Below are 25,298 nucleotides of genomic sequence, written 5' to 3' on the forward strand. Positions count from 1 at the left end.
GGAGACAACCCCCCATTATCAAAAAGCTTTCACCTTATATAGTCCACGCCGCCCTGAGGCAAGCCCGCAAAGGGTGCATGGTTATTTTTTACGGCAAAGATGCGTCAAGCCTCTTGGGTGATTTTAGCCAGTAACGCCGACAGATCCTGATAGTGATCCAGAACCGCCAAGGGCTCATATTTTTTAAGAATATGTGGGTCCGTATAGCCGAATCCGATGGCGATGGACCCTACGCCGGCTCGTTGGGCAGAAAGCATATCCGGTGTTCCGTCTCCGATCATCAGGGTGTCGGAGGGAAGGCGCCCAGCCAGCTTCATCATGGTGCGCAGAGGTAGAGGACTGGGCTTTCTCTCCTCCAGGGTGTCGGCTCCGAAGATATTGACCCAGGGAAAGCGGTTCAGTCCCAGGTGATTGATGATGGCCTTGGCGGGCTCTTCGTTTTTATTGGTGATAATGGCGATTGGGCCTTGATACTGACTCAGGAAGTTTTCGACTCCAGGGTAAATGCGGGTTTTGTTCAGCATTTCCTCTTCATAGGTGCGCAGGAATTCCATCTCAAGACCAATCATGTCGCCGGGATCCAGATTGTCGTTCTTAAATAAATCGGCGATGAGTTTTTTAATCCCCTCGCCGATATGAGAAATAATAGTGGCATCACTTAATATGGGTTTAGAGTGATTCGCCAAGGTGCGATTGACGGCCGTGATAATATCCGGAGCTGAGTCAATCAAAGTGCCATCAAGATCAAAGACAAGAAGAGGATTCATAACCCTCTATCTTGCCGATTTTATGTTTATTCGACAATCTCAAAGTCCACACGACGGTCGCGTGCTCTTTGTGAGGCGGTGCCCAGAGTGTCTCGAGCCACAGCCCCTTTGCCGATGGTTTCCAGTTTTGAATCCGGCACACCTTTAGAGATCAGGTACTCGCGCACGCGTTCAGCACGTTCTTCGGAAAGTCTTTGATTACGAGCCGTATCACCCTGTGGATCAGCCAGACCGGCAATGCGGATTTTTTCGTATGAACCTGAAGTCTTTTTCATTTCTGAAGCGATCTCGTTCAGGGCCCGGCGGCTGGAGGCGGTCAGCTCGGAGCTGCCGACGTGAAATCGGATATTCTGGGAAAGGGTTGAGAACTTCGTGCTTTTGCTGAGATCTCCGGCTGCCCCGGATAAAGCGGACTGGGGACCGCGATCAGAGGAGCGTTGGGAGCTGACCATGTTCTCGTTGTCTTTTTTGTATTTATTGGCACAAGCCCCCAGAGCCAGTAGCAGAGCCAGGGATGTTACTACTTTCACAGTCGTGGATTGAAAACGCATGAAAAACCTCCGTCTATGGGTAAAGTGTGTATCCAGAAAAGGCTATGCGCTGTCAGGCAAGGCGGGCAAATTAACTTCCTGTTAACTTCATCGCAGGAATATGCGAGGATAAGGTATGCGTGAATCCGTGCTAACCAACAAAGAAGAATACATGCTGTCTCTTCTCGCTGAAGAGTCAGAGCCTAAAAAACTGTCCCGCCAGTTCGCTGATGAACTGAACTTGGGCCGCATCAGTATCAATCCTGCTGAAGCACAGTTGATCGGCACGTTGATCCGTCTGCATGGGTGTCGCAAATTTGTTGAGATCGGAACCCTGACGGGGTTGTCAGCACAATATATTTTTGAAGCTTTGCCTGAAGGTGGCACTTTGTGGACCCTGGAAAAGGAGCCACGTCACGGCGACTATGCCGCGCAGGCCTTTGCGAAATTGGACCAAAGCAAAAAGAAAATTCACCTGGTGATGGGTGATGCCCGCGCGGAACTGGAAAAGCTTTCCAGTGAAGGCCCGTTTGATGGCATTTTTATCGACGGCAACAAAGCGGCGTACTTTGACTATCTGACCTGGGCGGAAAAAAATCTGCGTTCTGGAGGATTGATTCTGGCGGACAATATCTTTTTGTCCGGTGGTGTGTGGGGAGAACCCACGCAAAGATTCTCTGACAAACAAATCAATATCATGAAGGACTTCAACAAGCGATTGTCTGATTCCGCACTTTTTGATTCGGCAATTGTGCCGACGTATGAAGGCCTTTTTGTAGCCATTAAAAAGTAAAAAAGGTTCCCGGCTCTTTTGGGGTCCTCTTTGCGTTAGATGCATTGTGGACCTCAAAAATAAACGGGAACCTTTGTATATTAAAGAGCCAAAGCCTTTTGCAGGGCTTTTTCGTCTTTTACGCCTGTGAACAGAAGTTCCACTTTGCGGTCCTGAGCCAGAATTTCCTTCGACTGACTGGAGCCTTTACCCAAAGCCACGATAGTCTCTTTATTCAGACCACCTTTGATCAGTTGAGCTTTGACTTGTTCCGCTCTTTTTTCTGAAAGTGACTGGTTTAGCGCTTCCGGTCCGGAGATGTCTGCATATCCGTGAACCTCCACTTTGCTGAAAAGATTTTTGTTCTGTTTCAGCAGGCGTGCCAGTTTTTTCAATTGAGCTTGGTTCTTTGCATCAATGGTGTAGCTGGCCTCTTGGAAGAAGATGCTGTTGCCATTTTCGAATGATGCATAGTTGATGTAATCCAAAGCAGAAGTTGGTTTCACTTCGATAGCTTTGGCTACAGGTGCGGTTTGCGCCTTCGGAGCAGCAGCAGTAGCTTTCACAGTTGTCGCCTGAGCATACGGATTCCAGCCCAACTGAAGGTCGATCATGTACATGTTAACCATCTCGCCTGTGTTGTTGGTTTCAGTCATGGCGCGGCCACCGACACGAGCCAGCCAGCCTTTTGCGATAGAGAACTCTTTCAAAGCCTGAAGACCGACAAACTGTGCGTCACCTTGAGAGGCCGCATAGGAGGAGCCCATTTTGAAAAGATGATTTGCAACCAGACCAGCCTGCCATTTATTTGCGAAGCGATAGCGAGCTGCCAACTCAAGACTGGAACCGGTGACTGCCGTGTCTTTGGCAGCAGATTGAGAGAACTGCTGATTGGAAATGCCAAACCCGGCGTCAAACACATAAGGTTGAGCCATGTAGTAAGAGCCAAGGACTTTCAAAGAAATTGGAGTTCCTTCAACAGGGATATTGTCATTGTTGCCAGTGTAACCACCACCGAAGCCGATGAATGGCAAAAGGCCTTGAGGCGCCATTTCAACAGCTTCTTTGGAAAATTCCAGGCTATTTGAGTTGATGTTTTGATCAGCATAGCTGTTCAGAGAAAGTGTCAGCAAGCTTGCCAGCACGATAGTGGACTTCATATAAAACCCCTTTTGTTTGGAGGTTCGTTTATCTGCGCGACCAGGGGGCCTGTCAATGAGTGCAACAAAGGGCTATAAATGAAATGGTTGTAAATTCAAAGGGAACAGTCTTTTTGATGCTGAATCATTCTGAGACAAGCCTCTGGCCCTGCATTTGCTTTTCCTCTCCTTGAAGTGATGAGCCCCACTGGGGCCGCTTTCACACATGGAAGTGACATTTTTTTGTCTTCATGTGAATAGAGAAGGAGCAGTTATGAAAAAACTCAGTCTTGTTTTTGCTGTGAGCTTGGGGTTGGCTGCTTGTGCCCAGAGCGATTCCGAATATGCCAGAAAGTACAAAAACAAAGAGGGCCTGAAAGCCAAAGCTGAGCAGACTGCTCCGGTAGGAAAGACGGTCAGCATGTGTGACAAGCCCGCGGCGGTTGTGTGCGAGAGTTTGACCAATATCGGAACCAAAGCGCAGGCCGAACTGGCCAAAAATGCTTTGAACGCCTTAAAGAAAGCCCATGGCTTGAGCGAAAACTTCGACGGAATGCCGGCAAGCTTTGCGGCGTTGGACGAAGAAAAGAAAAAACTGAATCTGGATTCAGAGCTTCTGAAACGGGCGGATGAAGAATATCAGGTCTTTTATAAGTACGATGCCGATGTGACAGAGGCCGCGGAGATCGCGCGCACAGCTTTGATCGGAGTTGTTGAGAAAGAGCAGGGAATCTCGGAAGATGATAAGCGTCTACTGTTTAGCATCATCAACACGTCACTGGTGTTTTCTGTCACTGAAACTTTGACCAATCATTTTACTTTTAAAGATCAAGTTGTCGCCAAACTGAAGGAAACCTGCGGTTTGGACGGCGGAAGAAATGCGTCTATGTCGATTGTTCCCGGTGGTGGCCCCAATGGAGTGATTGCGATTTGTCCGGGCCGCTTGATGAGAAATGCCGGGATAGAAAAGGAAGACCGTATCTTGAGCCTGGTCTTTGATTTGACCCGTGAAATGGCCGTACAAATGAAACTGCGCGGAGCCAAGCCAGATGATAAAGCAGTGGCTTGTTTGTCCGGAGGCTCTTTAAGTCAGGACGCTGATAGCTCTTTGCAAGTGGATCAGGTTCAGGCGGATCTGTGGGGCTATAAAGTTCTTAATGCCCTTTTGAAAAACGAAAAAGACATCGAGGTAAAAAAAGCCAAGGTGAAAAAAGCTTTCCGCAGCCTGTGCCTGGATGGCAAGGCCGAAGAGGAGCGCATCCAGAACTTCTTTAAGCTGGATGAATCCGGCATCAATTTGTCCTGCTCAAGCGGCCCTCGCTGCTAACAAGCTGTAAAATCAGCTTTTAGCGGCGTTGCTGCGTCGTCGACGTGCTGGTCGTTACAGCTTGTTAGAGGTGTAGGCTTCGACTTTCATTTCTATGGAGTAGTCTTTAGAGGCCTCTTTCAAGGGGGCCAGCATCCATTTCCAGTCTTTTATTTTTGTGAAGCCCTCAAAGTGCACCGGGTAAGATCCGGTGTAGGTGATCTTGCCCTCCGGGTCGCGATAGGTGACGGCGCGATCGCTGTAAACCAGCTTTTTCCCCTGGCAGGCACGCAGATTCTTAAGGTGAATTTCGCCATAGGCAGTGCAGATCTCGTCTTTTTCAGTCAGGGTCAGATTTGTCTTGGTGAATTTTTCCAGGGCTTCCATCGGAAGTAAAGCCAGTTGCGAAAGCAGGTTCCCGGACACAATCAGATCGGCTTCAAAATGGAAAAGTTCTTTTTGTGAAAGATTCTGAATCAGGTCTTTCAGATCCTGCAGGGATTTGAGTTTTTCCAGTTCGGCCAAGGAACCGCCCAGATCCATGGTAACCAGCTTCAGGCGCGGATTTCTTTTCGCAGCCCAATGATGTTTCAGCGGATGCACGACATCCACCAGAGTGGCAGATTCAAAATTGTTCATCAGCAGGTGCAAAGGGATTTCATGAAGATGGGCACTACCCATCACCACCACGGATTTTTTCTGTGGCAGATCCTGAAGACTTTGCAGAAAGATGTCCTGACAGTTCTTCAAATGCGGCAGCCAGACTTTTTCACAGCGTTCATAGCGGTGTTTCAAAGAGATCGAGTGATACAAGAACCCGTATTTCTTGGCAAGAGGAGTGGCAGGAGTGAAAATCATTTCAATGGCTTCGCGGATCATGCCGGCACCATAACACCCGGGGATCGGACTTGAAAAGCACTTTCAGGGCTCTATCCCAGCGGCAGAATGCGTTCGGCGCGGATATTGGTGATGGCGCCCACTTTTTCAACCTGACCGTGGATTTCAAGCAGCGAGCGGGTGTAAATGGTGGTGCGGTCCTTCTGATAAATCTCAGGATGAATAACGATGTTCATAAAGCCGAACTCGTCCTCCAGAGTGATGAAACACATGCCCTTGGCAGTCGGTGGGCGCTGGGTGATGGCGACCAGACCGGCGACCCGAACTTTGTTTTTTGTTTTCATGTGTTTCAGGTCCTCAGAGTGGAAATAAGGCACAAAGCGTTTTTCCCGCAAGACCTTGCTTTTGTTTTGCAGATAAGTTCTGAGCACGGACATCGGGTGTGAATTGACGGAGTATCCCTTGCTGTCATATTCGCGGCGCAAGCGATCCCAGTTGGATTCAAACGGCAGATGTTCGGGTTCGTCTTCGTCATCACCCAGTTCGAACTGCTCTTTGGGGTGTCCCCATAAAAAACTTTGCTGATCCAGGCTCAGAGATTCCAGAGTCCAGATCAGCTCTCGCACATTGCTGTTAAAGCCTTCAAAGGCTCCGGCGGCGGCAAGTTTCAAAAGCACACTGCGTGGAAGTTGAGTGCGGCGGATAAAGTCCGCCAGATCTGCGTAAGGACCGTCATTTTTTCGGCTGTCTTCAATTCGACGAAGCAGGGTTTCAGGAATTCCATAGATGGATCTTAAGCCCACGCGCAGGACATCGCTGCTTTCGCCTTTTTCGATAGTGTAGTCATAATCTGAACGCTGAACATCCAGAGGGGCCACGACCACGCCATTGCGCTGAGCTTCGGCGATGATCGTGCGGGGAGCATAAAAACCCATGGGCTGACTGTTTAAAAGCCCGCAGGCAAACACATCTGGGTAGTGGCACTTCAGATAACAACTGGCGTAGGTTAAAAGGGCAAAACTGGCCGAATGACTTTCGGGGAAGCCATAGTTGGCAAAGCCTTCGATGGTTTTATAGATTTGATCGGCGTATTCAGAAGAAATCCCATGACGGGCAAACCCTTCGCGCAGGCGTTGTTCAATGCCTCCCATGGTGGCTTTACGTTTCCAGGCCGAGGACATCACCCGGCGCAGTTCATCGGCTTCACCCGGGGTGAAGTCGGCGACAGCCACCACCATCTTCATCACTTGCTCTTGAAAGATGGGAACACCCATCGTTTTTTCCAAGATGGGTTTCAGTGCGGGATGTGCGTACTTGATTTCTTTGGGGCGATTCTGGCGCAGTTTTAAAAACGGATGCACCATGCCCCCTTGCAAAGGACCCGGGCGGATCAGGGCGATTTCAATCACCAGATCATAAAAGCTTCGCGGCTGCATGCGGGGAAGCGTGTTCATCTGTGCGCGGGATTCGATCTGAAAAACACCGACAGTGTCGGCCCGGCAGATCATATCGTAAGTGGGTTTGTCATCGGCGGGAAGAGTGGCCAGACTGTAGTTTTTCCCTTTTACATCGCGCAAAAGATCAAAGCACTTGCGCAGGCAGGTCAGCATTCCCAGGCTTAAGACATCGATTTTCATCAGACGCAGAAAATCCACATCGTCTTTGTTCCACTGAATGACATAGCGGCCATCCATGGTGGCTTTTTCCACCGGCACCATTTCGGTGATGGGATCCTGGGTGATCAGAAAACCGCCGGTATGAATGCCCAGATGGCGGGGGAAGCCATGCAGTTGCTGAGCCAAGGTCATAAACATCTTCCATTCGCCTGGCTCCATGCCGAAATCCGCCGCTACGGCGGGATCCAGCAGACGTCTCATGCCATCACGGCCCATGAATTTGATCATGGCATTGATCTTGGGCAGAGGCATGCCAAACACCTTGGCGGTTTCACGAATCGCCATGCGCGAGCGATAGCGAATCACCGTGCACACCATGGCGGCGTGACGTTCATTGTATTTTTCGTAGATATGCTGAATCACTTCTTCGCGACGACTGTGTTCAAAGTCGATATCAATGTCCGGAGGTTCGCGCCGTTCGCGTGAAAGGAATCGTTCAAACAGCAGATCCATTTTTACAGGATCAATCGCAGTCAGCCCCAGACAAAAGCACACCACCGAGTTGGCGGCAGAGCCGCGGCCCTGATAAAGAATCCCTTTTTTCGAGGCAAAATCGCAGATCTCTTTGAGAGTCAGAAAATAATCCTCGTACTGTAGATCTTTGATCAAAGCCAGTTCGTATTCGATCTGCTTTAAGGCCTTTTCAGGAATGCCTTCGGGATAGCGCCATTGCGCCCCCTTCAGGGTCAGATGGCGCATGTGTTCTGTGGGCGTCATCCCCAAAGGCAAGCTGGATGCGGGATAGCGGTAACGGATCTCGTTTAAAGAAAACGTCACACGTGCCGAGATCTCCACAGTTTTCTCCACAAGATCCAACCGGTCCTGCCACAGCCAGGAAATATCCTCGAGGCTTTTTAAGCATCGTTCAGAGTTTTGAATCAGTTTGTTTTTGGCCTCTGCCAGTGTGGTGTGATGAAGGGTGCAGGTCAGAACATCAAACAAGGGCTTGCGTTCCGGGCTGTGCATAAACGGACGCTGACTGACAAACAGACGAGCCTGATATTTTTCTTCCAGCGCAAATCCCTGCCGGCAAAACTCCTGGGATTCCCAGGTCAGATCCCGCCATAGAGGTAGATACAGACGGTTGTCGAAAATTTTCTCCAGGCGCTCATAGCGTTCCTCAGTCCAGGGCGGGATGGCCAGACACAAAAGGCCTTGATTGTACTTTTCAATCTGCTCCAGGCTGAGCTTGGAAAATCCTTTGGCTGCCTGACGTTTTCCCAACGTCAGGATTTCACACAAATGCGAATAACCCTGCTTGTTCATCGGGATTAACACCACGGAGCTTTCATCCGTCAAAGTGAGTTCAGAGCCGATCAAATAATGAAAGTTTTCTTTTACCTGGGGCGAAGCGGTGAACAAAGACGGCGACTGGATGGTCTGAAAACCACGGACCACACCGTACAATCCATTCAGATCACACAGTGCCATCCCGTCATAGCCAAACTCCACGGCCTGGGACACCATCTCTTCGGGGCTGGAAGCTCCTTGTAGAAATGAAAAATTACTGCGTCCCAGAAGTTCGACGAATCCTTTGGCGCGCGGCCGGGGTTGGGCCGGCAGGCGGGAGTTCTGAGAGGTGATCAAAGATTTATTAGTCAAAGTACCCATGCAAGTAGACCTGTGAATTTATGCGATCTTTGAAAACCCACAGAAGCTGACCTTGGTGCGAGAGCGCAAAGTAATAATCTCGGTTTTTTAAATCCTGAACTGAAATCTGCCACCACGCCGATTCGATTCTTTCGCTGGGTAAAGAAGACACAAAACGAAGCTTTTGCACTTCTGCCGCAGACAAAGCCTGCGGCTTTTCCAATAAAAGCGATGGACGGGGGCTTTCAGCCAGGGCTTTGGCGTAAACGGATTTGATTTGTAAGGCCTCATCCTGTCTTTCCACAAGATCGCGCGGACTGAAGTCTTCCGGCCAGTCGGTGACCAGGCGGAAACTTTGCTCCGGAAAATGACTGGCCTCCATTTGCAGAAAGCCCATTTCACACTGGGCCTGTTTGGCAAAGCTGATCAGACGACGCCAGCGATCTTCGGTGTTGTCGCGGGGCTCGAAAAAATCCAGCTGCTGCACTTTTTCCGGCACGTCGAACAGGGAAATCTCAAACTCACGGATTGGATTTTCCAGAACCTGCTGTTCTAATTTTTTGAACAGCAGATCCTCGAAAAGATTCTGATCCCGTGTGGGGCTGACAGGCTCAATCGACAGATTGTAACGTTTGTCAGAATATTCGCAGTGCAGAACCACATCCAGGCGCTGGGCGTGGCGGGCCAGCCCCAGCAAACGCGCAAATAAAACATCCAAGTGCACTTTCAGGCGCGCCATCAGCAAGGGCGCAGAGCCTATGGGATCATCCAGGTAGCCATAGCCCACAAGAGGGTCGCGAGGCACAAGAGGTGAAATGACTTGAGAGTCCTGAGAATGCAGACGATTCCAAAGTAAAACACCAAAATCCCCCCAGCGTTCGCGCAGTGAATTCAGACGGAAATTTAAAACATCTTCCAAGCCATGCACGCCCAGAGTGTGGAAAAAGGCGATCATGTGCTCCACCGGCTTTTTCTGCGCCCAGGGGGACAAGCCTTCCAGGTCTTTCAAAGCGTCCAGTCCCAGGCCTTTGAAGCTTTCTTGTTCCTTCCCGCGCAGGGTGATGTGCGAAGGTCGCCACTTGGCCAGCATCTGGGCTGCCGGAGCTGTGTCTGCAATAGCGGCTGAGGCGTCAGGGGAAAATTTTCCGGCAATCTCCAGAGCCTTCTCCAGGCAGCCGCGCTCACCTCCCAGAAGGTGCTGGGTTGAGGCGATATCCACGAAGATAAAATGGGGAAAGCGGAATTGAACCCGGGGGCTTAGCAGTAAAAACGCCTCAGCTGAGGAGCTTTCTTGCGGTGTTTTTAAATTGATGCATAAAGTTCGCATGGATCATACTCCCAGCCAGATTAAACGGTGTTGGACGGTGAAGGGCGCGCTGAATGGTGATAAAGTCGCGCTGAAAGTGAATCATCAGGCTAAAAAGAGGATTCACAAACTTGCTGACTTTCTGATTTACAAAAACCAGAGCCACTTTGTGCAGGCGGCACAGACGTTTGAGTTTCTGCAACTGATGATTCTTTAAAAACATTTCTTTCAGGTTGCAGCCGATGACTTCAAACAGGGAACTGGTGATCAGCTCTTGCAGCAGCCAGAATAACTGTTCCTGATCTTTGGGCTCTTTCACCACCAGAAGTTTTTTCAGATTGATTTGATAGTTGTTCAGATGCGCAGGGAACAATTGCGTGTCGCCGTTCACCCAAGCCGCCCACTTATTTTGAGAATGCACCCCTTGCACAAGGCGGATCCACAAAGACGTGGCGCCAGTGCCGGGAGCCCCTTGCAACAGACTCAGATCCCCTTGCGGGAACCCTTTCCACAGCAGAAAATCATCCAGCAGGCGAACTCCCGTGGGGAGCCCTGCTGGTGGTTGCAATTGCTCGGCAGAGACAAAAGGAATGTTGGCTAATTCGGGAAGGGCCAGGGTGCTCATACGCTCTCCATTTACATATAAATTACTATGTAAATTATATGTAAGTAAAGGGCGTATTTCAAATATGGACTAAAGTTAGTGTTTTAATAAAACACATAAAAAACAATAACTTAATTTAATTAAACAGGCCTTCCGTTAGGGTTGGCGCAGTTCTTTGGGGGCGGCGACACGACTTTGAATGAAGTACCGAAGCCCGATAGATCCTCCATATTGGTCCGCGAACTCGTGGGACTTCTTCGTTAAAGAGTAAGAATAGCGTCCCTCTGCCACAATCGCATATCGGCCACTGCTCCAAAGCTCTCCTTGCAGTGCCAGATCCAAGCCTGTTTCAGAAGAAGAGCGCGCCGTCGTCCCCATGTCATCCGCGACGCTGAAGTCATTGTGAAGAACCGTGATGTTGCCCATAGGGTAGGAAGTGTAAACAGAGAGAGAGCTTGAAAACGAGGGACTCCACCAGCGACGATACCCCAAAGTGATATGCATCACCTGAGTTTTTTCGACGACGTACTTACTTTTGTCTTCGCGGAAAAAGAGTTTGTTCATGTAGATGGCCGCAATTTCAAGACTGCCTTTGTCGGAAACATCCCCATTGGCCACCAGCGAAAGTCCTGTGGAATTCAGTGAGCTTTCATCGGACTTGTAGCCTTCATAATTGGTTTTAAAAATATAAGGACCCAAAGCCGCATAGACATTTCCCCGCTGTGGAATATAAGCCAAGGCTGTTTTTGCAGTAAGAAGTGAGATACTCAGCGACAGAAAGCAAAGGATCAGTCTAAAATAATTCATGTTTGGAGACTAAAACGTGAAAGAGGAAAAAGCATCAACATCTTTAAAGACGTTTGTTTCCATCCTGCTTGTTCTGGGAACCAGTTCTGGGGCGTGGGCTCAAAAGCCTGTCAGCACCACCGCACCTGGGACCAAACAAACCCCGGCAGAAAGCATCGAAGAATCCTTCATCAGTGGCAATAAAGCCATTTCAGAGTGGTTTGACGGGGTGGCCGAAGGTTTGGATTTGTTTCTGGCCGGTCGGCAGTACACCAGAAAACGAAACCCGACATCGGCAACGGTTTCATCCGCTTTTTATTATAATGAAAAAGATCACTATTCTGATGCCACCAGTTTCAATCTGAATCTGCGTCTGCCCAATGTTGAAGAATACTGGATGATCACGTTCACCAGTTATGATGAAACCAAAGAGCGCGGGGTCAGTCAGACCTATCTTCGTCAAACACCTCGTGAACGGGACTATGGAGCGACCTTGGGCTTCTTCCAAAAGTTGGGCGAGGTTCGAACATCCTTTCAGCCTCACGTGAGTTTTGCCGGGTCTTTCAAAATTTCAAATTCTTTGACCTTTGAAAGTGTCGCTGAGCGCGGTGAAAACTATCGGGTCAATCCGAAGTTGCAGTTTTACGCTGATGCGGACAAGGGAACCGGGGTCTTCCAGGCATTTAACTTTAACTTCCTGTTAACAAAGATTTTCACCCTGACGTTCATCAACGAAGGGGACTATGAGGACCGAACACACCTTTATACGGTCACTAACGGTGTGGCTTTGGGGCAGTGGTTTAACAAAACCGCCAATATCTCATACAACTTCTTTGTTATCTCAGAAAATAAACCCAGTTATCGCATGACCGGCTTTAGCTTTTCCACTTCTTGGAGTCAGACCATTTACAAGAACATCCTGTCCTACCAGCTGATCCCGGGGCTGGGTTTTAGTGCTGAAGACAACTATCGCGGCATCCCCGGGATGACTATGATTCTGGATCTACAGTTCTAAAGAGCGCCTTCCACTTTCAGCAGATATTCTTTTACCTCCGGACCCCAGTGATATTTCAGAATGTTGCCATTCTTACCCACCACGCGGTGGCAGGGAATCCAATAGCTGATGGGATTTTTCCCAACCGCAGAGGCCACAGCCCGGACGGCGGAGGGACGGCGGAGCTTTTTCGCCAGTTCAGAATAAGTGATTGTCTTGCCTGCGGGAATCTTCAAGAGCTCCAGCCACACTTTCATTTGAAAGTCCGTACCCTGAAGTTTGATTCTGTGCTTGCTTTTCCAGAAGTTCCCTTTGTTCCACTTCGCGGGGATGAAGGGGCCGACCTTAAAAGCATAATGAGTTTTAAAGAACTCAGCCAGATCACCTTCGACCCGTTTTTTTCCGGCGTTGTAGCTGCCCAGGAAAATCAATTCATCCTGTTCAAAGGCGGCCAGCCATTCGCCAAATTCCGAAGGAACTTTATAGATATGAAACTCCAAGTCTGCCATGTCCACCTCATTTGTGAACGGACAGATCTATCGCAGAAGAAGCCCTTAGACAACCTCCTCGACGTAAAGTCCGCTGCAATAGCGGATGTCATAGGCATGAAAGCGCTTTAATATCGGGACGACTTTATCCCTTTCCTCTTCGTTCATGGTGACCACGCAGAAAAGGACATGCCCCCGTCGAAGCTCATCATCCGCTTCTGCCAAGAAGTGCCACTCGGCTGCGTCAGAAAACTTTACAAACTTGCGGAAGTATTTGCTGACCAAATCAGAATGGGTGGCATCTATATCAATCGCCTCAACACCTTCGTCACCTTCGAAGATATTAATATCAGCCTCGCTGAAGCCGATGTTAATCAGGGCGGACGCGGCTCTGCGGACGTCTTCGGGATTGGTGAAAAAGGCCAGTGTGTGGTGATTTAAGGATGGCAAACGACTTGGATGGGGCAGGTGTTCCAGCCGACTCATATCTCCTCCTTGGATAGACTCAGTATACGGCATTCAGATGTCTCTGAATGCCTGGAACCGGAGGTTTGCAGATTTGTAAATGCAGGCAGGACAAAGAACTGGAGGAATCAAAGTTTATTCAAACATTCCATCCATGGTGATGAACTTTTGATTGTTGTTTGTCATGCGGATGGATTGATAGAAGCTGTGCTGGCACTGTCCTCGCAACAAGGCATCGACTCCACCAATCATCGCTGTATAAACTTCATCAACGTTCAGTACATCCATCGAGGTGATAATACCCGTATTGGGTGCGATGGAACGTGTGCGTGACAGGAAGTGATCGCGGGAAGCGCACGACATCAAACCCAGGACGGCGGTTTGTTTGGGGCCTGATGACAGCGCATTGAGCATCTTCTTAAATCCGGGGCGTTGGGCTTTGTAGTAACCGGCATAGTCAAGTTTGTTGGAGCTGCCAATAAAGACCGGAGGAGCAAAATCAGGTCCGCCGCCATTGCGGGAATGTCCGAAGTAGAAGACGGCATCGGCTTCTTTCAGGGCCTTACTGAAGTAGTTTTCCATATATTGGGTTCGTTGGCGTTGTTGTTCCCGATACTTCCCAAGATTGTCAGAAAGAAGCTCGGACTGCGAGGAAAAGCGGATTTCCACACGAGCTTTGATTCGGCGCCCTTGGATTATCACCTCGCGCCCAAAGACAGAAGAGCTTTCGGAGCTTTGTTGGAATCCGCAGAATCGGGCATTGCCACTACAGCGCGAAGTCAGAAGTTCTTTCAGGGCCTCAAAGGCGCCGATGTCCATGGAGGGGCTCAGACCATAGCTTCTTCCGGAATAGCCGACGTTGCTTCCGGTGGTCCAATCAAAGTACCCCAGGGCGATGCGGATATCCAGAACGCCGTCGCTAAGAATTCCGCCATAGCGTTTTAAACAAATGGAACGTTTTTCGGGAGTCAGATTGGCAGGATTGTCGGTGGCTTTGTCTTCCAGCAGGGAAAGATAGCGCTCCCCCATGTTGTTGAACAGCTTTTCGTAGAGGTAGCCGGAGCTACGACCCCAGCCGAAGGCTGAAGCGGTGGATGAGAGGCCCAGAAGAAGGCCAGCAACTAAAACAATCTGAAGACGGATTCCATTTGCCATAGTCCCTCCATGAGGGACCAGAATAGAAAACAGAACATGCGAACGCCTAGTTAAATTCCTTTGTCTTGTTCAAGAGCAAGGATGGGCCACGCGTTTCAGGAACTTCTCCAGTGTTGGGGCATAGTCGGTCTTAAAGTCACGAAGCCCTGTCAGATGACCGGCCTCTGGTAAGGACAGTTTGCTCCAGTCAAGCTGTGTGTGGGGCTCAAAGACGGCATCAATATGCTCTGGCGGGATCAACAGATCTTTCCATCCGCGAATCGACAAAATACGGAATCCTGCCGGGAACTTGGCCAGATCTGCGTGAAGGTCCTTGTGCAGGAACGGACTCCAGCTCAGGCTTAAGATCGGAGTCAGCGCCAGTCTTAGTGGCAAAGGTCGAATTTTGTATTCGTGTGTGTACAGGTTGTAGGCGGATGGCAGGAATCTTCCCGAGGGGCCACTGTCGCAGACCAAAGCCACCGTATCGCTACAACTTCTGCGGGCCATGGCTTCAATGGCCGATGCCGAGGGGTTGGAAAAAGAGAAGATGATCTTTTTGCCCGGGATCAGATTCAACAGGGATTCGATCTGATCGGCATAGATATGTTTAAGACCAAATCCGCCCTTGGCGCTGATAGGAAGCTTTAGAGAGCGAAGGTCTTTATGATCACCCTGAAGTTGAAAGACAAAGGCATCAAAGCCCCAGGAGTTCACGAGCTTGATATGACGAAGAAGATGCTTTTTGCTGCCTTCGAAGAAATGAACAAAGAAGATCAGTTCTTCAAACTTCTTCTCGCGAGCTAAAAAGAACTCCCCATCAAAGGGGAGTTCTTGCTGAGCTAAGTCAGAGTAGTTCATCTAAGTCCAGTTCCGCGGGTCTCGCCCGCTGCACTTCCTGCGCAGAAGCGCCTTAGTGCTTCTGGCTGTGGGTTGCAGATGGCCACAAATCAGTCCAGTGAGCAGCCTTGGTGGAAGCCTGGTTGGCCTCGCCCAAAGCTTGTTCTGAAACCATGACTTTTTCAAGAGCGGTTTCAGAAAGGACTTTTCCGCAGGCTTCAACGATAGAAGCGTCGTCCAGATGGTGGTACTTGTAGATCTCAGACGGGCGACCGCACTTGGAGTGTTTGCGAACCGCAAGACATTCCTGACGAACACCAATGATAGAGCCCAAGTTATCCAACAGACCTGCTTCACCATCGTGAACGCTGACAACAGGAACGCGGCGACCAGCCACAGTGATCAAATCACCCGTAGAGATTTCTTCCGCCTTTTTCAGGTAAAGATCTGCATTGATGCCCAGTTCGTTGCGCAGGTAGTGGTAATCATTTTCGTGAGCCTGGATGCCTGTCAAAAGATCAGATGAAGTCACCACGATCACGTTCGCATAAATACCACGAGCCAGAAGGGCTTCAGAAGCTTTAATGGCTTCTGCCACCAGGGCACCCATAGCAAAGATATTGATCACGTTGTCGCCCGGTTCATAGCCCGCGTAACCACGGTAATCAATCAGGAAGTAAGCACCTTTAAGAACCTCTTCACGAACAACAGCGAACATTTCTGCTTCGCTCATTGCGGAAACTTCTTCTTCGTTGGCTGCGCCTGCAATCGGGAATTCCGCACGAGCCAGCTTGCCTTCCAAGCCCACTTTGAAACGAGCTTGTTTGGAAAGATACTTCACGAAATCTTTTTGTTCCGCGCCACGAGTCACAAGACGCAACAACACACCGGATCTGCCGGCATTGTCATTCATCACGTGTCTGCGAATTGCATCCACCATGATCCAGTCAAGTTCCTGGCAGAAGTATGGCTCCCACGTGATCTGATTTGGAATCTGAATGTCGGACTTCCAGCCGTGCTGAGCACCTTCAGGTGACAGAGTCACGCCCGATGGAGTTCCCACGCAGATGAAAGAGGACTTCCAGTACAAGTTATAGAAGTATTGATCCAAAGCACGCTTCAGGAAGAAGTCATACACGGTCATCAATGGGATGATTGGCACGCCCACGATGTCGCGCATTTTACCGAATGCACCCACGCAAGACATCACGTTGCCTTCTGCGATTTCAAAGCGCAGGAAGCGGTCCGTAACATCTTCACCAGGGACCAGGTCAGGAAGCTTGCCGTCTTTAACACCCAATTCAGCTTCGATATCCTGAACTTCCTGGGCACCAAAGATCTTACCATCCATCGCTGGATTCAAGTTCGTGGAAGTTCCCACGTCCGGAGCCATGGAGATGAACAGTTCACCCGGCAGTTTGAACGGTTTTTCATTGTCGGTCAGAGCTTTTTGCCCCGCTTTAAGTTCAGACTCATTCAAAGAGGTATTGGAAATACGAGTCAGTTTAGCAGTCAACTGCCCCAACATCCACTGGGTGTGCGGATAACTTGTCATCTTCGTGTTGATTTCCAAAGAAGACGGGATCTCGCCGAACTCAGTCAGCTTTTTCAGGAAGAATTCCTGATTTTTTGCTTTCAGGGCGTTTTGAGCCTTGATGTCTGCGTAGATTTTCTCACCACGAGCCGCCAGGAACTTACCTTCAGCAGACTTTTCGTCAAAGCGTGCATAGAGAGTGTCACCTGTGATGCCCTGTTTTGCGCGCAGTTCTTCCACTTCGTCTTCGTGTGGAAGAGAAGAGTGGTTACCTTGTTGCGCAGCCGCTTTCAATCCCCAGCCTTTCAGCGTGTGGGCAATGATGATGGTTGGTTTGCGTTTGGATTCCTTGGACTTCATCATCGCTTTGGCAAGAGACATCATGTCGTGTCCGCCGAAGTCGCGAAGTGCTTCGTAGATGTCCTGATCTGCAATAGGAGTCAGGAACTTTTTCAAAGTCGGGAAGTCCTTGATCAGGCTTTCTTTCAAAAGTTTCGGATCATGAACCAGCAACAAAGCCTGAAGATCATAGTCCGTCAGTTCTTTTTCAAGGAAGGTCTTGAACGTTTCACCGTCTTTTTTCGCGAACAAAGCTTCACGCTTGGCACCGTGACGAACCTGGATCACTTCCCAGCCGTTGGCTGCCATAGTTCTTTCAACACGGTCGGCATCCGTACCGCCCAGGATGGCGTTGTTCACCAGACGGTGACCATCCAAAGATTGGCGGTTGTAATCCAGAATCCAAGTCAGGTTGCCGATCTCGCGCTCAGCGAAGTCAGGAACCGCTTCATACATGGAACCTTCACGGAATTCAGAGTCACCGCAAACAGCCCAGAAGTGAGCGTCTTTAGGAACTTCATAACCGTGTTCATGAGCATAGCGGTAAGCCAGGGCCATGTAACCGGCTTCAACAGGAGGAATACCCACGGAGCCCGAAGGGAAGAAGTTGTGCTGATCCGGATCGTAAGCAGAGTGGTAAGATTGGAAGACGTATTCGTCGCCATTGGAGAACTTACGCAAGCCGTGCATTGCCTGATTGGCTTCTTCCAAAGAAAGTTTGGAAAGATCGCTTTTCAGAAGATTGTCCAAAAGATAGTTGTAAGCGTGATCAGTTGGTGAAGCGTGAGGCTTGTTGGCAATGTGGTCGAAACCAGATTTCACCAGCAAGTGCAACGCACCCATGATGTGCAGGGAGCTTGCGGAACCTGCTGGGTGACCACCGATTTTTGGATCGCCTTTTTCTTTGTCAGTGCGATGATTGGCTTGCCAGATCATCTGGGTTGCCAGGTAGTGGGCGCGTCTTGCGATGGAGTCCAGAACCTCAGGTTTTGTGTTTTTTAGAGTAGAGTTATCCACGTGGTTCTCCTAAGTTTTTTCAGTCTTTTATAGCGTCTGCAACCTAGCACTCTACACTGTAGGAGTCCATGGGTTTAAGCCCCGCAGCAAGAGTTCTGGCTCTATTTACAGGGGGCTTTGGAAGAGTTGCTTAGAGGACCACATTTTAAGCCTGTTTTCAGAGGGAAAAAGGCTCTCTCTGGGACGCACCGCTCAAATCACATAGAGCACTGTTTTTATAGGGAAATTTAGAAACTATAACCGACTTCTAAGCCTAGGGGGCTTGCTCTTCGGGGCTTTCCTCTATGGTTCCCTCGGGGGTTCTTTTCACTCGGCCCGTATCCGGTCTGGCGGTGCCTTGATGGCCACTGGGTTTGTGAATTGGAGGACTTGGTTTCTGTGTGGGCTTGGTGATGGGTGGCTTTGCTGGATGGTGTTTCATGGGGTCTCCTTTTTTAGAAACTCCAACGGTGCAAGTGTCGTGTCTGCTTGGCTGGAATAAAAGCGACAATCAGCCGGTCGCAGGGGCAGACCGCCTCCAGGGTGGGGGCAAGTTGCCTCGGGAATTTAAAGATTCAAACGGGAATACAGCCACTTCTTCAAAAAATCGAAACTGTTTCTGTCGATTGTCGAAGTTCTGGCACGTTTGTTTTTTGAATCCGCACAAATCCAATAGCCAATTGCGGGTGCCAGCTCTTGTTTCACGGCATGGACGTCCTTGTTTGCCAAATTCGGGGCTTCCAAATCCAGTGCAAACACGGCTTTGTAGTTCTTGGCAAAGGAAGAGCAGTTCAACTCCTTTGTGGGGGACCAGCGGATGGATTTCATTTTCTGTGTTACAAACGTGGTTTCCAGCCATTGACTGATGAAATCCCGTTTGGCCTTTTTAAATTGAACGCGGGTTGAACCTGCTTGGCGATCCAATGTCATCCAATTGAAGGAATCCGCAAGATTCTTTGTCATCATTTCTTTGAAGCAGGCATTGAATTGAGAAACAGCCCCGGCTTTGTTCAGGATGGTATTCTTAAGCTCGATTCCGCAGGACTTGGCGATGCCGCCGCGTAAAGAAATCGTTTCGATCTCAGTCGTGATTTCGTTGTAAATATTGATCTTGCGATCCAATGCCTGCAGGGCCTGCTGTTCCAACTGGGCGATAGCTTGCGACTGACTGTCCAGCTGGCAATTCTTGCCAGTGCGGAAGTCAATGTTGCCGAAGATTTTATTCTTTATGAATTGATAGCGGGCGGGACTGGCTTTCAACAGCTTTTCAGGGTTGAAGCGATAAGCTGAAACAGCTTCAGCGAAGTCCTCCCACGAGTTGATGCTGGCGTACTGGGAAACCCATTGCTTGTAATTAAAGTCCCCACGATGAGGATGCTTCCAGTCCACCGTCATAAAGGACGTGATCTTTTCCCAACCGGTGATTTTCATCCATTCTGGGGATTCATCCAGATCTGTGGCTACCACGTCGGACCAGTTGTGGGCAATTTCATGAAACAGCAGATACTTCTTCATGTCCGCGGATTCCGTATCCCAAAAATCGTAAAACTGCATGGAAGAATCCGCATAGACACGTTCTTCCTGTTTGGTCTTGGGACCGGAATGAGTCAGCTGTTTGATATCTGAAAGGGGCAGCAAGTGCGGGGGCACCAGCGCCATGGCCTCAAGAATAATATCGAGATCCCTGTCTTTGAAATAGCCGGCCCCAAAGTATTTCATGGGCGCGACATTCAGGCGGTATTTATCCAAAAGATAAAGAGCTTTTAGAGACTCCGGCTTTCCCATGATCGTTGCCAGGGCACACCGAACTGACTGGCATTTTTGTCTGGCGATTTCGATACGGGGATCTTGCTCATCGTAGGCGGTGTTCTCGGAAGGCTCGATCAGGTCTTTAAAGTGTTTTACGTAGAAAGAGCTGTCATTAACAAATTTAAAGCCCAATACTTCGAAATTACTTTTTTCGGACTGGCGTTCTTTGTTTTGAAAGTACTTTTCCAGGTCCGAGGCCTTCGTCAAAACCGGATAACGGCATGGAGCGTTTTGCACTTCATGGGCCCCGCCGGCAAAGTGCTCAGAAGCAGCAAGTGCCGGTGCTGACGATAGCAGGCTGAAAAAAGCCCCGCCCCAAAGTGAACAAAGTCTGATTTTATTTAGCAATCCCGGCAGCGACAGCGTTCTCATTCTGAGACTCCTTAATAGAGGTCACTGCTTTTATAAAGCAGCTATCGTGCCCTTTATTAAGTAATAGGCGGTACTTGGGATGGAAGACATTGTCAAAGTCGTCTTGAGGTGACGATCTCTGACGTTTTTCCTGTGTTCGATAATTTTTAAGGGATGTTTTTTTAAAGAGCTCTTTTGATGATCACGCGATGAAGAATCAAGGCCAGCACACCAAAACAACCCATCAGCACACACATCGGCATGGTTGTGCCATTATGTAAACGGCTGACGGCGGCCGAGGAAAGAGCGGCAATTCCATACTGCAAAGTTCCCAACAGGGCCGAGGCACTTCCCGCACTTTTCTTTTGCGTGGCCATGGCACCTGCTGTGGAGTTGGGAAAGGTCATTCCCAGACTTGCGATAAATAAGAACAGAGGAATCATGATGCCCCAGAAGCCCCAGTTAAGGATGCCGGCGGTTGCCAGAAAAACTCCGAGCACAGCCAGGACCACAAAGATCTTTTCCAGAATGGCATCATAGCTCTGGCGTTTGAGCAGACGGGTGTTGATCTGCGAACACAGAATCAAACCCACGGCATTGGACCCAAACACCCAGCCGAAGCTTTTTGCCGGAATGCCGAAGTGATTGATAAAGACAAACGAAGACCCGGTGATATAGGCAAACATTCCGGCCTGGGCGGCGCCGCCCGCCAAAGCGTAACCCATAAAATTACGGTCTTTCAGGATGCTGCCATACACTTTCCATGAATCTTTAATATGCACCCGTTGATCAGCATGATGTGTCTCGGGCAGGAAGGTGGCGATTAGAATGATGCACAAAGTGCTCAGAACCGCCAGAAGGGCGAAGATCATGCGCCAGCCGAAGAGCTCACTGATCTGTCCACCCAGAACCGGCGCCAGAATTGGAGCCGCACCCATCACCAGCATCAGCAGGGAAAACACTTTCGCGGTTTCCTGATGAGAAAACAAATCCCGCACGATCGCGCGCGAAATCACCACGCCCGAGCAAGATCCCAGGGCCTGAAGAAAGCGGAACAGAATCAGCATTTCAACGTTTTTGGTGAACGCACACACAACCGATGCCAGGGCATAAATGCTCAGCCCGACATATAAAGGTTTCTTGCGCCCATAGCGATCCGTCAGCGGACCATAGAAGATTTGACCGGTGGCCAGTCCCACAAAGAAAGAAGCCAGGGAAAGCTGCACGGACGATAGAGGCACACCCAGATTTTCTGCAATCGCAGGGAAGGCGGGCAAGTACATATCAATCGATAGCGGACCGAAGGCCGTCAGGCTGGCCAGAAGTAAAATCAGAGCGGCAAAGGGAACATTGTACTTGGCAGTGGAGGAGTGCATGGGCTCTTCATAACAGGAAGAGCTGTGATTTGCACGGAGGAAGTCAGACGAGGCCTCTTAGTGAGGAGGCCTCAGGAAAAGCGCTTAGGTTTCCAGAACAAAATCCCAGCGGATCTTCACAGTACCATCGCCTTCAATGATTCCTTTGGGAGGATTCGGGAATGGCGCTGCTGCACGGAAGGCCTCAATCGCGGCATCATCCAGGTCACGCACGCCGGAATCACTTAGAACCTGCACGCGCACCAAGGTGCCCTTGTCATTCAGAACGATCATCAGCTTGGTGATGCGATCCTGATTTGTCGCAGCGGGGGATCGACCTTCCTTGAACATTTTACTGAGCTTTTCGCGCACGCGCCCTTCCCAGTGCTGGGACAGCTGCTTGCGAATGCGGTTGTAGTACGAGTAGTACTTAAACTCGCGGGTGTTCAAAAGGGTCTCCAAACCTCTGTCGACGTCCTTCACATAATCGTTGGATTGACTGGTCTCAGAACCAGTACCGGTGTTTTGTTCGCCGGTTCCACGTCCTTCGCCCAGTCCAGTTTTTTGTTCAGCAAGCTTCTGTCTTTCCATGGCTTCGTTGGCATCAAAACCTTTGAAAAGATCTTTGGCGATCTGCTTTTTGGCCTCTTCGGACTTGGCGGCCGTTTTCTGGCGACCATCACCCTTCGGTCCACTTTTGGTGGGCTCGGCCTTTTTTACGTTCTGAAACTGACCACGTTCTGCCGCAATGGTTTGTTTTGCGACCTTCTGGTTTTTGGCGCTCAAAAAACGCGTGTCGACCTCTTCCTCATTGGCGGAAGTCTCACTCTGTTCTACGACTTGGTTCGCAGATACCTGCAAGGCTTTCTTTTGAGCTAACTGCTCGGCCTTGGCAAATTGTTGAAGCTGGTCTGGAGTCAGAAAGTCGATGCTGACTGTCTCTTTCAGAGGGGCTTCATGTTTGAAAAGTCCTGCGATGTAGAAACCCGCCCCCACGATTGCGTGGAGAGCCAGGGAGAGCACAATATACTTTCTGAAAGACGGTGACTTCTTCATAAGACCTCACCCCTTTCTATCGGTATTATGACACTTGATATTGAGTTGATGGTGAGTCGGGCTCAAAGATTGCGACCCAAGTCTAGGGCCAGACTTTGACTCTTCTGTCAGGTGTGGGTGAAAATGATACAACTATGAAATTTGACTCGTGGTATCTGACAGATAAAGGTCTTCGTCGTGATTCGAATCAGGATTCCTGCCTCATCAATCGAGAGCTGGGACTCTTTATCGTGGCGGATGGAATGGGTGGACACTCCGGCGGTGAAGTGGCATCAAGCATGGCGGTTGAGACGGTTGAGGAAATCATGCTTCAGCCGGATGCTCATAAAAAATCACCACGCGAAGTGATCCTGCAGGCGTACGAAGAATCCTCCAAACGCATCTTCGATAAAGCGGCCAATGAACGCCCCGAACTGGCGGGAATGGGAACCACAATGGTGATGGCGTACATTCGCGGCAAACACCTGTATGTGGGAAATGTGGGCGATTCACGCTGTTATCTTTTCAAGCGGCCCCATCTGTGGCAGATCACCGAAGATCATTCACTTATCAATGAACAACTGCGTGCCGGCGTCATGAGTGAGGAACAGGTTCGTCAGTTTGTGGGGCGAAATGTCATCACACGCAGCGTGGGGTATGAGCGCGAAGTCTATCCGGATATCATTGAACGAGAGATCTTCCCGGGGGAAATTTTCCTGATGTGCTCCGATGGTCTGTCCGGTCTGGTGGACGATAAAAGAATTTCTGAGATTTTGAATCAAAATACACCTGACAAAGCTGTTAAAGCCTGTGTAGAACAAGCCTTGGCCAATGGTGGAGATGACAACGTCACAGTCATGCTGGTGCATTTCCACGAGTAAGTCTGTTTTAAGGAGCTAAGGTTTTGGATAAAAAGAAAGTCACGCTGTTTATTGTGAGCAATCAGACGGGAAAAACCCGTAAGCTTGTGCTCTCGGCTGCCTGGCTTAAAGCCATCTCCTTTATTTCTGCCATTGTGATCATTATCTTCGCTGCGGGTTTGGTGGATTATTTCGGTTTGCTTCTGCAGGCCATGGAAAATAAACGCCTGAAAGCGGAAAACGCCCAGCTCATCAAGCAGTTCCAGGTGGTTGAAAGTAAAGTCAGTGCCCTGGAAAATTCGCTGGAGCGTGTAAAGACCTTCACGACCAAACTGAAATTGATTACCAACGTCGAAGCGGATGACCGTATCACCAAGTTGACCATGGGCGCAAAGCCCTCTGCCGGTCAGCCCGTGGAAGAATACGAACCGATGGAACAGCGTGAAGACGCCGATGTGCTGGTTGAGCAGGATCAGATTTTTGCCAATAAAAAGCCTTTGAATGATCAGGCCGGGGAGCTGGCCAATGAAAATGCCGACAAGGACTATGCCTCTTTGGTCGTGCGTATCGATAAGGCTGTGAAGGAAACCCAGCTTAAAGAACAAAGTGTTATCGATCTTTGGGAAAGTTTGTCCGAAAGGCAGAGTTTGTTGAACTCCACGCCGAATATGAAGCCGGCCAAGGGCTGGATCACCTCACGGTTCGGTTATCGTATTTCTCCGTTCACCGGGAAAACAGCCCTTCATGCGGGACTTGATATTGCGGCAGCTCCGGGATCGCCGGTGTATGCTCCTGCAGATGGTGTTGTGGTTTTTGCCAGCTATGATGAGTCCTACGGAAAGCTGATCACAATTGACTATGGTTACGGTGTGACGACTCGCTTTGGGCACTTGTCACAGATTTATGTGCAGGCCGGTCAGCGGGTGAACAAGTGGGATGTTGTCGGGGCGGTGGGTAATACCGGACGCTCCACTGGACCTCACCTGCACTACGAAGTTCGCATCAACGGTACGGCTGTTGATCCTCTGAACTACATCCTCGACGAATAGACTCCGGCGGGGCGACCGGTCGCTTCTTAAGTTTGGCAAATATCATTGAAATTTATGGGCCTAAAATTTTCTTAAGCACTAAACTGAAGTGGTGAGGTGTTTATGAAATTCACGGTGTTTCTGTCCTCTCTTCTTTTGGTGGCATCAGCCGGGGCGGCTCTGCCTCCTCAATTTTCAGAATGTCTTTCGCAAAACAGTGGCACGAATATGAGTGCGAGCGATGTGGCTGAAATCGCCAAAGTCTCACGCATTACTTACTGCCAGAATCAGGTCAGTATTGTGGGGAAGGCGGACCTTCAGGCCATGCTGGCTAATCCCAATGTGAATATTGGAATTTCGGTCAGCAAAACCAGTTACTCTTATCAGGATTTGTTGGATATGGCTGCAACCGGAACTTATGTTTTGTACGTGGATGGCAGTCGCCTGTCGCGTGATAATCTGGTGGCTTTGCTCAATGCCGGCGTCCAGATTGTGGTTTTGTCCGGCAGCGCGGGCCTGAGCAAGCTGGATTTGTTGGCCATGGCTGCGTCGAAGTCGTTTATTTTGAATGTGAATTCCGCTGTGTCGAAAACTGATTTACAGGACTATGTTCGCGCGGGAATGCAGATTGTGATTCGCACTTCGCAGGCGGGCTTAAGTCGCCAGGACATTCTGGATGTGGCGCAGTTGAACACGGAAAAGGTTTCGATTTTTCCCTGATGGGATTTGGCGGGAAGATACGAAAAAGAAAAGGGCT

General features: G+C 49.7%; 23 protein-coding genes. 6 read left to right on the forward strand and 17 right to left on the reverse strand.

The window, feature by feature from the left end; genetic code table 11:
* Positions 1 to 104: 104 nt before the first annotated feature.
* Positions 105 to 767 carry an HAD family hydrolase gene (locus ACZ50P_RS01680; RefSeq protein WP_464119857.1) on the reverse strand — a complete coding sequence of 221 codons (663 nt, stop codon included), beginning with the start codon at positions 765 to 767 and terminating at the stop codon, positions 105 to 107.
* Positions 768 to 793: 26 nt separating this feature from the next.
* Complete coding sequence (locus ACZ50P_RS01685) at positions 794 to 1,318, reverse strand: OmpA family protein (protein ID WP_464133007.1); 525 nt, start codon at positions 1,316 to 1,318, stop codon at positions 794 to 796.
* 115 nt (positions 1,319 to 1,433) lie between these two features.
* Here ACZ50P_RS01685 and ACZ50P_RS01690 point away from each other — a divergent pair, with 115 nt between their 5' ends.
* The gene (locus tag ACZ50P_RS01690) at positions 1,434 to 2,090 is read left to right on the forward strand and encodes an O-methyltransferase (RefSeq protein ID WP_464133010.1); all 657 of its coding nucleotides are present in this window, start codon (positions 1,434 to 1,436) and stop codon (positions 2,088 to 2,090) included.
* An 80-nt stretch (positions 2,091 to 2,170) separates the two neighbouring features.
* On the opposite strand, the gene ACZ50P_RS01695 is transcribed toward ACZ50P_RS01690, so the two are convergent.
* Positions 2,171 to 3,229: an OmpA family protein gene (locus tag ACZ50P_RS01695; RefSeq protein ID WP_464133012.1), complete on the reverse strand. Its 1,059-nt coding sequence runs from the start codon at positions 3,227 to 3,229 to the stop codon at positions 2,171 to 2,173.
* Between the two features lie 253 nt (positions 3,230 to 3,482).
* Here ACZ50P_RS01695 and ACZ50P_RS01700 point away from each other — a divergent pair, with 253 nt between their 5' ends.
* Positions 3,483 to 4,535 (forward strand): hypothetical protein, encoded by a 1,053-nt coding sequence (locus ACZ50P_RS01700; protein WP_464133014.1) that lies wholly within the window; start codon positions 3,483 to 3,485, stop codon positions 4,533 to 4,535.
* A 54-nt stretch (positions 4,536 to 4,589) separates the two neighbouring features.
* On the opposite strand, the gene ACZ50P_RS01705 is transcribed toward ACZ50P_RS01700, so the two are convergent.
* The 5 genes from ACZ50P_RS01705 to ACZ50P_RS01725 all read right to left on the reverse strand — a co-directional run bounded on the left by ACZ50P_RS01705 (position 4,590) and on the right by ACZ50P_RS01725 (position 11,334).
* Positions 4,590 to 5,393, reverse strand: a complete 804-nt coding sequence (locus ACZ50P_RS01705) for a hypothetical protein (protein ID WP_464133016.1) — start codon at positions 5,391 to 5,393, stop codon at positions 4,590 to 4,592.
* 50 nt (positions 5,394 to 5,443) lie between these two features.
* A complete protein-coding gene (locus tag ACZ50P_RS01710) occupies positions 5,444 to 8,638 on the reverse strand; it encodes a DNA polymerase III subunit alpha (RefSeq protein WP_464133017.1) in 3,195 nt (1,064 codons plus the stop codon).
* The gene (locus ACZ50P_RS01715) at positions 8,622 to 9,944 is read right to left on the reverse strand and encodes a hypothetical protein (RefSeq protein WP_464133019.1); all 1,323 of its coding nucleotides are present in this window, start codon (positions 9,942 to 9,944) and stop codon (positions 8,622 to 8,624) included. Before ACZ50P_RS01715 ends, ACZ50P_RS01710 begins: the two co-directional genes overlap by 17 nt.
* A complete protein-coding gene (locus ACZ50P_RS01720; protein ID WP_464133021.1) occupies positions 9,892 to 10,548 on the reverse strand; it encodes a recA protein in 657 nt (218 codons plus the stop codon). Before ACZ50P_RS01720 ends, ACZ50P_RS01715 begins: the two co-directional genes overlap by 53 nt.
* Positions 10,549 to 10,683: 135 nt before the next feature.
* A complete protein-coding gene (locus ACZ50P_RS01725; RefSeq protein WP_464133023.1) occupies positions 10,684 to 11,334 on the reverse strand; it encodes a hypothetical protein in 651 nt (216 codons plus the stop codon).
* Between the two features lie 16 nt (positions 11,335 to 11,350).
* Here ACZ50P_RS01725 and ACZ50P_RS01730 point away from each other — a divergent pair, with 16 nt between their 5' ends.
* On the forward strand, positions 11,351 to 12,328 hold the full coding sequence (locus tag ACZ50P_RS01730) for a hypothetical protein (protein WP_464133025.1): 978 nt from the start codon (positions 11,351 to 11,353) through the stop codon (positions 12,326 to 12,328).
* On the opposite strand, the gene ACZ50P_RS01735 is transcribed toward ACZ50P_RS01730, so the two are convergent.
* From ACZ50P_RS01735 to ACZ50P_RS01775, 9 genes are all read right to left on the reverse strand, one after another.
* Positions 12,325 to 12,816: a methylated-DNA--[protein]-cysteine S-methyltransferase gene (locus tag ACZ50P_RS01735; RefSeq protein WP_464133027.1), complete on the reverse strand. Its 492-nt coding sequence runs from the start codon at positions 12,814 to 12,816 to the stop codon at positions 12,325 to 12,327. The genes ACZ50P_RS01730 and ACZ50P_RS01735 overlap by 4 nt on opposite strands.
* 45 nt (positions 12,817 to 12,861) lie before the next feature.
* On the reverse strand, positions 12,862 to 13,281 hold the full coding sequence (locus ACZ50P_RS01740) for a hypothetical protein (RefSeq protein ID WP_464133028.1): 420 nt from the start codon (positions 13,279 to 13,281) through the stop codon (positions 12,862 to 12,864).
* Positions 13,282 to 13,395: 114 nt separating this feature from the next.
* The gene (locus ACZ50P_RS01745) at positions 13,396 to 14,415 is read right to left on the reverse strand and encodes a hypothetical protein (RefSeq protein ID WP_464133031.1); all 1,020 of its coding nucleotides are present in this window, start codon (positions 14,413 to 14,415) and stop codon (positions 13,396 to 13,398) included.
* Positions 14,416 to 14,484: 69 nt separating this feature from the next.
* Positions 14,485 to 15,255: a hypothetical protein gene (locus ACZ50P_RS01750; protein ID WP_464133032.1), complete on the reverse strand. Its 771-nt coding sequence runs from the start codon at positions 15,253 to 15,255 to the stop codon at positions 14,485 to 14,487.
* A 52-nt stretch (positions 15,256 to 15,307) separates the two neighbouring features.
* Positions 15,308 to 18,124 carry a pyruvate dehydrogenase gene (locus ACZ50P_RS01755; RefSeq protein WP_464133034.1) on the reverse strand — a complete coding sequence of 939 codons (2,817 nt, stop codon included), beginning with the start codon at positions 18,122 to 18,124 and terminating at the stop codon, positions 15,308 to 15,310.
* A gap of 253 nt (positions 18,125 to 18,377) precedes the next feature.
* Positions 18,378 to 18,545, reverse strand: a complete 168-nt coding sequence (locus ACZ50P_RS01760) for a hypothetical protein (protein WP_464119873.1) — start codon at positions 18,543 to 18,545, stop codon at positions 18,378 to 18,380.
* 125 nt (positions 18,546 to 18,670) lie between these two features.
* A complete protein-coding gene (locus ACZ50P_RS01765; protein WP_464133036.1) occupies positions 18,671 to 20,284 on the reverse strand; it encodes a putative zinc-binding metallopeptidase in 1,614 nt (537 codons plus the stop codon).
* 161 nt (positions 20,285 to 20,445) lie between these two features.
* Positions 20,446 to 21,639 (reverse strand): Bcr/CflA family multidrug efflux MFS transporter, encoded by a 1,194-nt coding sequence (locus ACZ50P_RS01770; RefSeq protein ID WP_464133037.1) that lies wholly within the window; start codon positions 21,637 to 21,639, stop codon positions 20,446 to 20,448.
* Positions 21,640 to 21,723: 84 nt separating this feature from the next.
* Positions 21,724 to 22,674: a TonB family protein gene (locus ACZ50P_RS01775; protein WP_464119876.1), complete on the reverse strand. Its 951-nt coding sequence runs from the start codon at positions 22,672 to 22,674 to the stop codon at positions 21,724 to 21,726.
* Between the two features lie 134 nt (positions 22,675 to 22,808).
* Between ACZ50P_RS01775 and ACZ50P_RS01780 the strand changes: the two genes are divergently transcribed.
* The 3 genes from ACZ50P_RS01780 (at position 22,809) to ACZ50P_RS01790 (ending at position 25,261) form a co-directional block, all read left to right on the forward strand.
* A complete protein-coding gene (locus ACZ50P_RS01780; protein ID WP_464119877.1) occupies positions 22,809 to 23,534 on the forward strand; it encodes a Stp1/IreP family PP2C-type Ser/Thr phosphatase in 726 nt (241 codons plus the stop codon).
* A 23-nt stretch (positions 23,535 to 23,557) separates the two neighbouring features.
* Complete coding sequence (locus tag ACZ50P_RS01785; RefSeq protein WP_464119878.1) at positions 23,558 to 24,562, forward strand: M23 family metallopeptidase; 1,005 nt, start codon at positions 23,558 to 23,560, stop codon at positions 24,560 to 24,562.
* 102 nt (positions 24,563 to 24,664) lie between these two features.
* Positions 24,665 to 25,261, forward strand: coding sequence for a hypothetical protein (locus ACZ50P_RS01790; RefSeq protein WP_464133039.1), 597 nt, complete (start codon positions 24,665 to 24,667; stop codon positions 25,259 to 25,261).
* Positions 25,262 to 25,298 lie beyond the last annotated feature (37 nt).

It is taken from the genome of Bdellovibrio sp. CKG001 (genome assembly GCF_055397465.1).

What these genes read in the sequence shown, in the direction of transcription:
- ACZ50P_RS01680 (WP_464119857.1), bottom strand. Translation starts at nt 767, where the DNA reads ATGAATCCTCTTCTTGTCTTTGATCTTGATGGCACTTTGATTGACTCA.
- ACZ50P_RS01685 (WP_464133007.1), bottom strand. Translation starts at nt 1,318, where the DNA reads ATGCGTTTTCAATCCACGACTGTGAAAGTAGTAACATCCCTGGCTCTG.
- ACZ50P_RS01690 (WP_464133010.1), top strand. Translation starts at nt 1,434, where the DNA reads ATGCGTGAATCCGTGCTAACCAACAAAGAAGAATACATGCTGTCTCTT.
- ACZ50P_RS01695 (WP_464133012.1), bottom strand. Translation starts at nt 3,229, where the DNA reads ATGAAGTCCACTATCGTGCTGGCAAGCTTGCTGACACTTTCTCTGAAC.
- ACZ50P_RS01700 (WP_464133014.1), top strand. Translation starts at nt 3,483, where the DNA reads ATGAAAAAACTCAGTCTTGTTTTTGCTGTGAGCTTGGGGTTGGCTGCT.
- ACZ50P_RS01705 (WP_464133016.1), bottom strand. Translation starts at nt 5,393, where the DNA reads ATGATCCGCGAAGCCATTGAAATGATTTTCACTCCTGCCACTCCTCTT.
- ACZ50P_RS01710 (WP_464133017.1), bottom strand. Translation starts at nt 8,638, where the DNA reads ATGGGTACTTTGACTAATAAATCTTTGATCACCTCTCAGAACTCCCGC.
- ACZ50P_RS01715 (WP_464133019.1), bottom strand. Translation starts at nt 9,944, where the DNA reads ATGCGAACTTTATGCATCAATTTAAAAACACCGCAAGAAAGCTCCTCA.
- ACZ50P_RS01720 (WP_464133021.1), bottom strand. Translation starts at nt 10,548, where the DNA reads ATGAGCACCCTGGCCCTTCCCGAATTAGCCAACATTCCTTTTGTCTCT.
- ACZ50P_RS01725 (WP_464133023.1), bottom strand. Translation starts at nt 11,334, where the DNA reads ATGAATTATTTTAGACTGATCCTTTGCTTTCTGTCGCTGAGTATCTCA.
- ACZ50P_RS01735 (WP_464133027.1), bottom strand. Translation starts at nt 12,816, where the DNA reads ATGGCAGACTTGGAGTTTCATATCTATAAAGTTCCTTCGGAATTTGGC.
- ACZ50P_RS01740 (WP_464133028.1), bottom strand. Translation starts at nt 13,281, where the DNA reads ATGAGTCGGCTGGAACACCTGCCCCATCCAAGTCGTTTGCCATCCTTA.
- ACZ50P_RS01745 (WP_464133031.1), bottom strand. Translation starts at nt 14,415, where the DNA reads ATGGCAAATGGAATCCGTCTTCAGATTGTTTTAGTTGCTGGCCTTCTT.
- ACZ50P_RS01750 (WP_464133032.1), bottom strand. Translation starts at nt 15,255, where the DNA reads ATGAACTACTCTGACTTAGCTCAGCAAGAACTCCCCTTTGATGGGGAG.
- ACZ50P_RS01760 (WP_464119873.1), bottom strand. Translation starts at nt 18,545, where the DNA reads ATGAAACACCATCCAGCAAAGCCACCCATCACCAAGCCCACACAGAAA.
- ACZ50P_RS01765 (WP_464133036.1), bottom strand. Translation starts at nt 20,284, where the DNA reads ATGAGAACGCTGTCGCTGCCGGGATTGCTAAATAAAATCAGACTTTGT.
- ACZ50P_RS01770 (WP_464133037.1), bottom strand. Translation starts at nt 21,639, where the DNA reads ATGCACTCCTCCACTGCCAAGTACAATGTTCCCTTTGCCGCTCTGATT.
- ACZ50P_RS01775 (WP_464119876.1), bottom strand. Translation starts at nt 22,674, where the DNA reads ATGAAGAAGTCACCGTCTTTCAGAAAGTATATTGTGCTCTCCCTGGCT.
- ACZ50P_RS01780 (WP_464119877.1), top strand. Translation starts at nt 22,809, where the DNA reads ATGAAATTTGACTCGTGGTATCTGACAGATAAAGGTCTTCGTCGTGAT.
- ACZ50P_RS01790 (WP_464133039.1), top strand. Translation starts at nt 24,665, where the DNA reads ATGAAATTCACGGTGTTTCTGTCCTCTCTTCTTTTGGTGGCATCAGCC.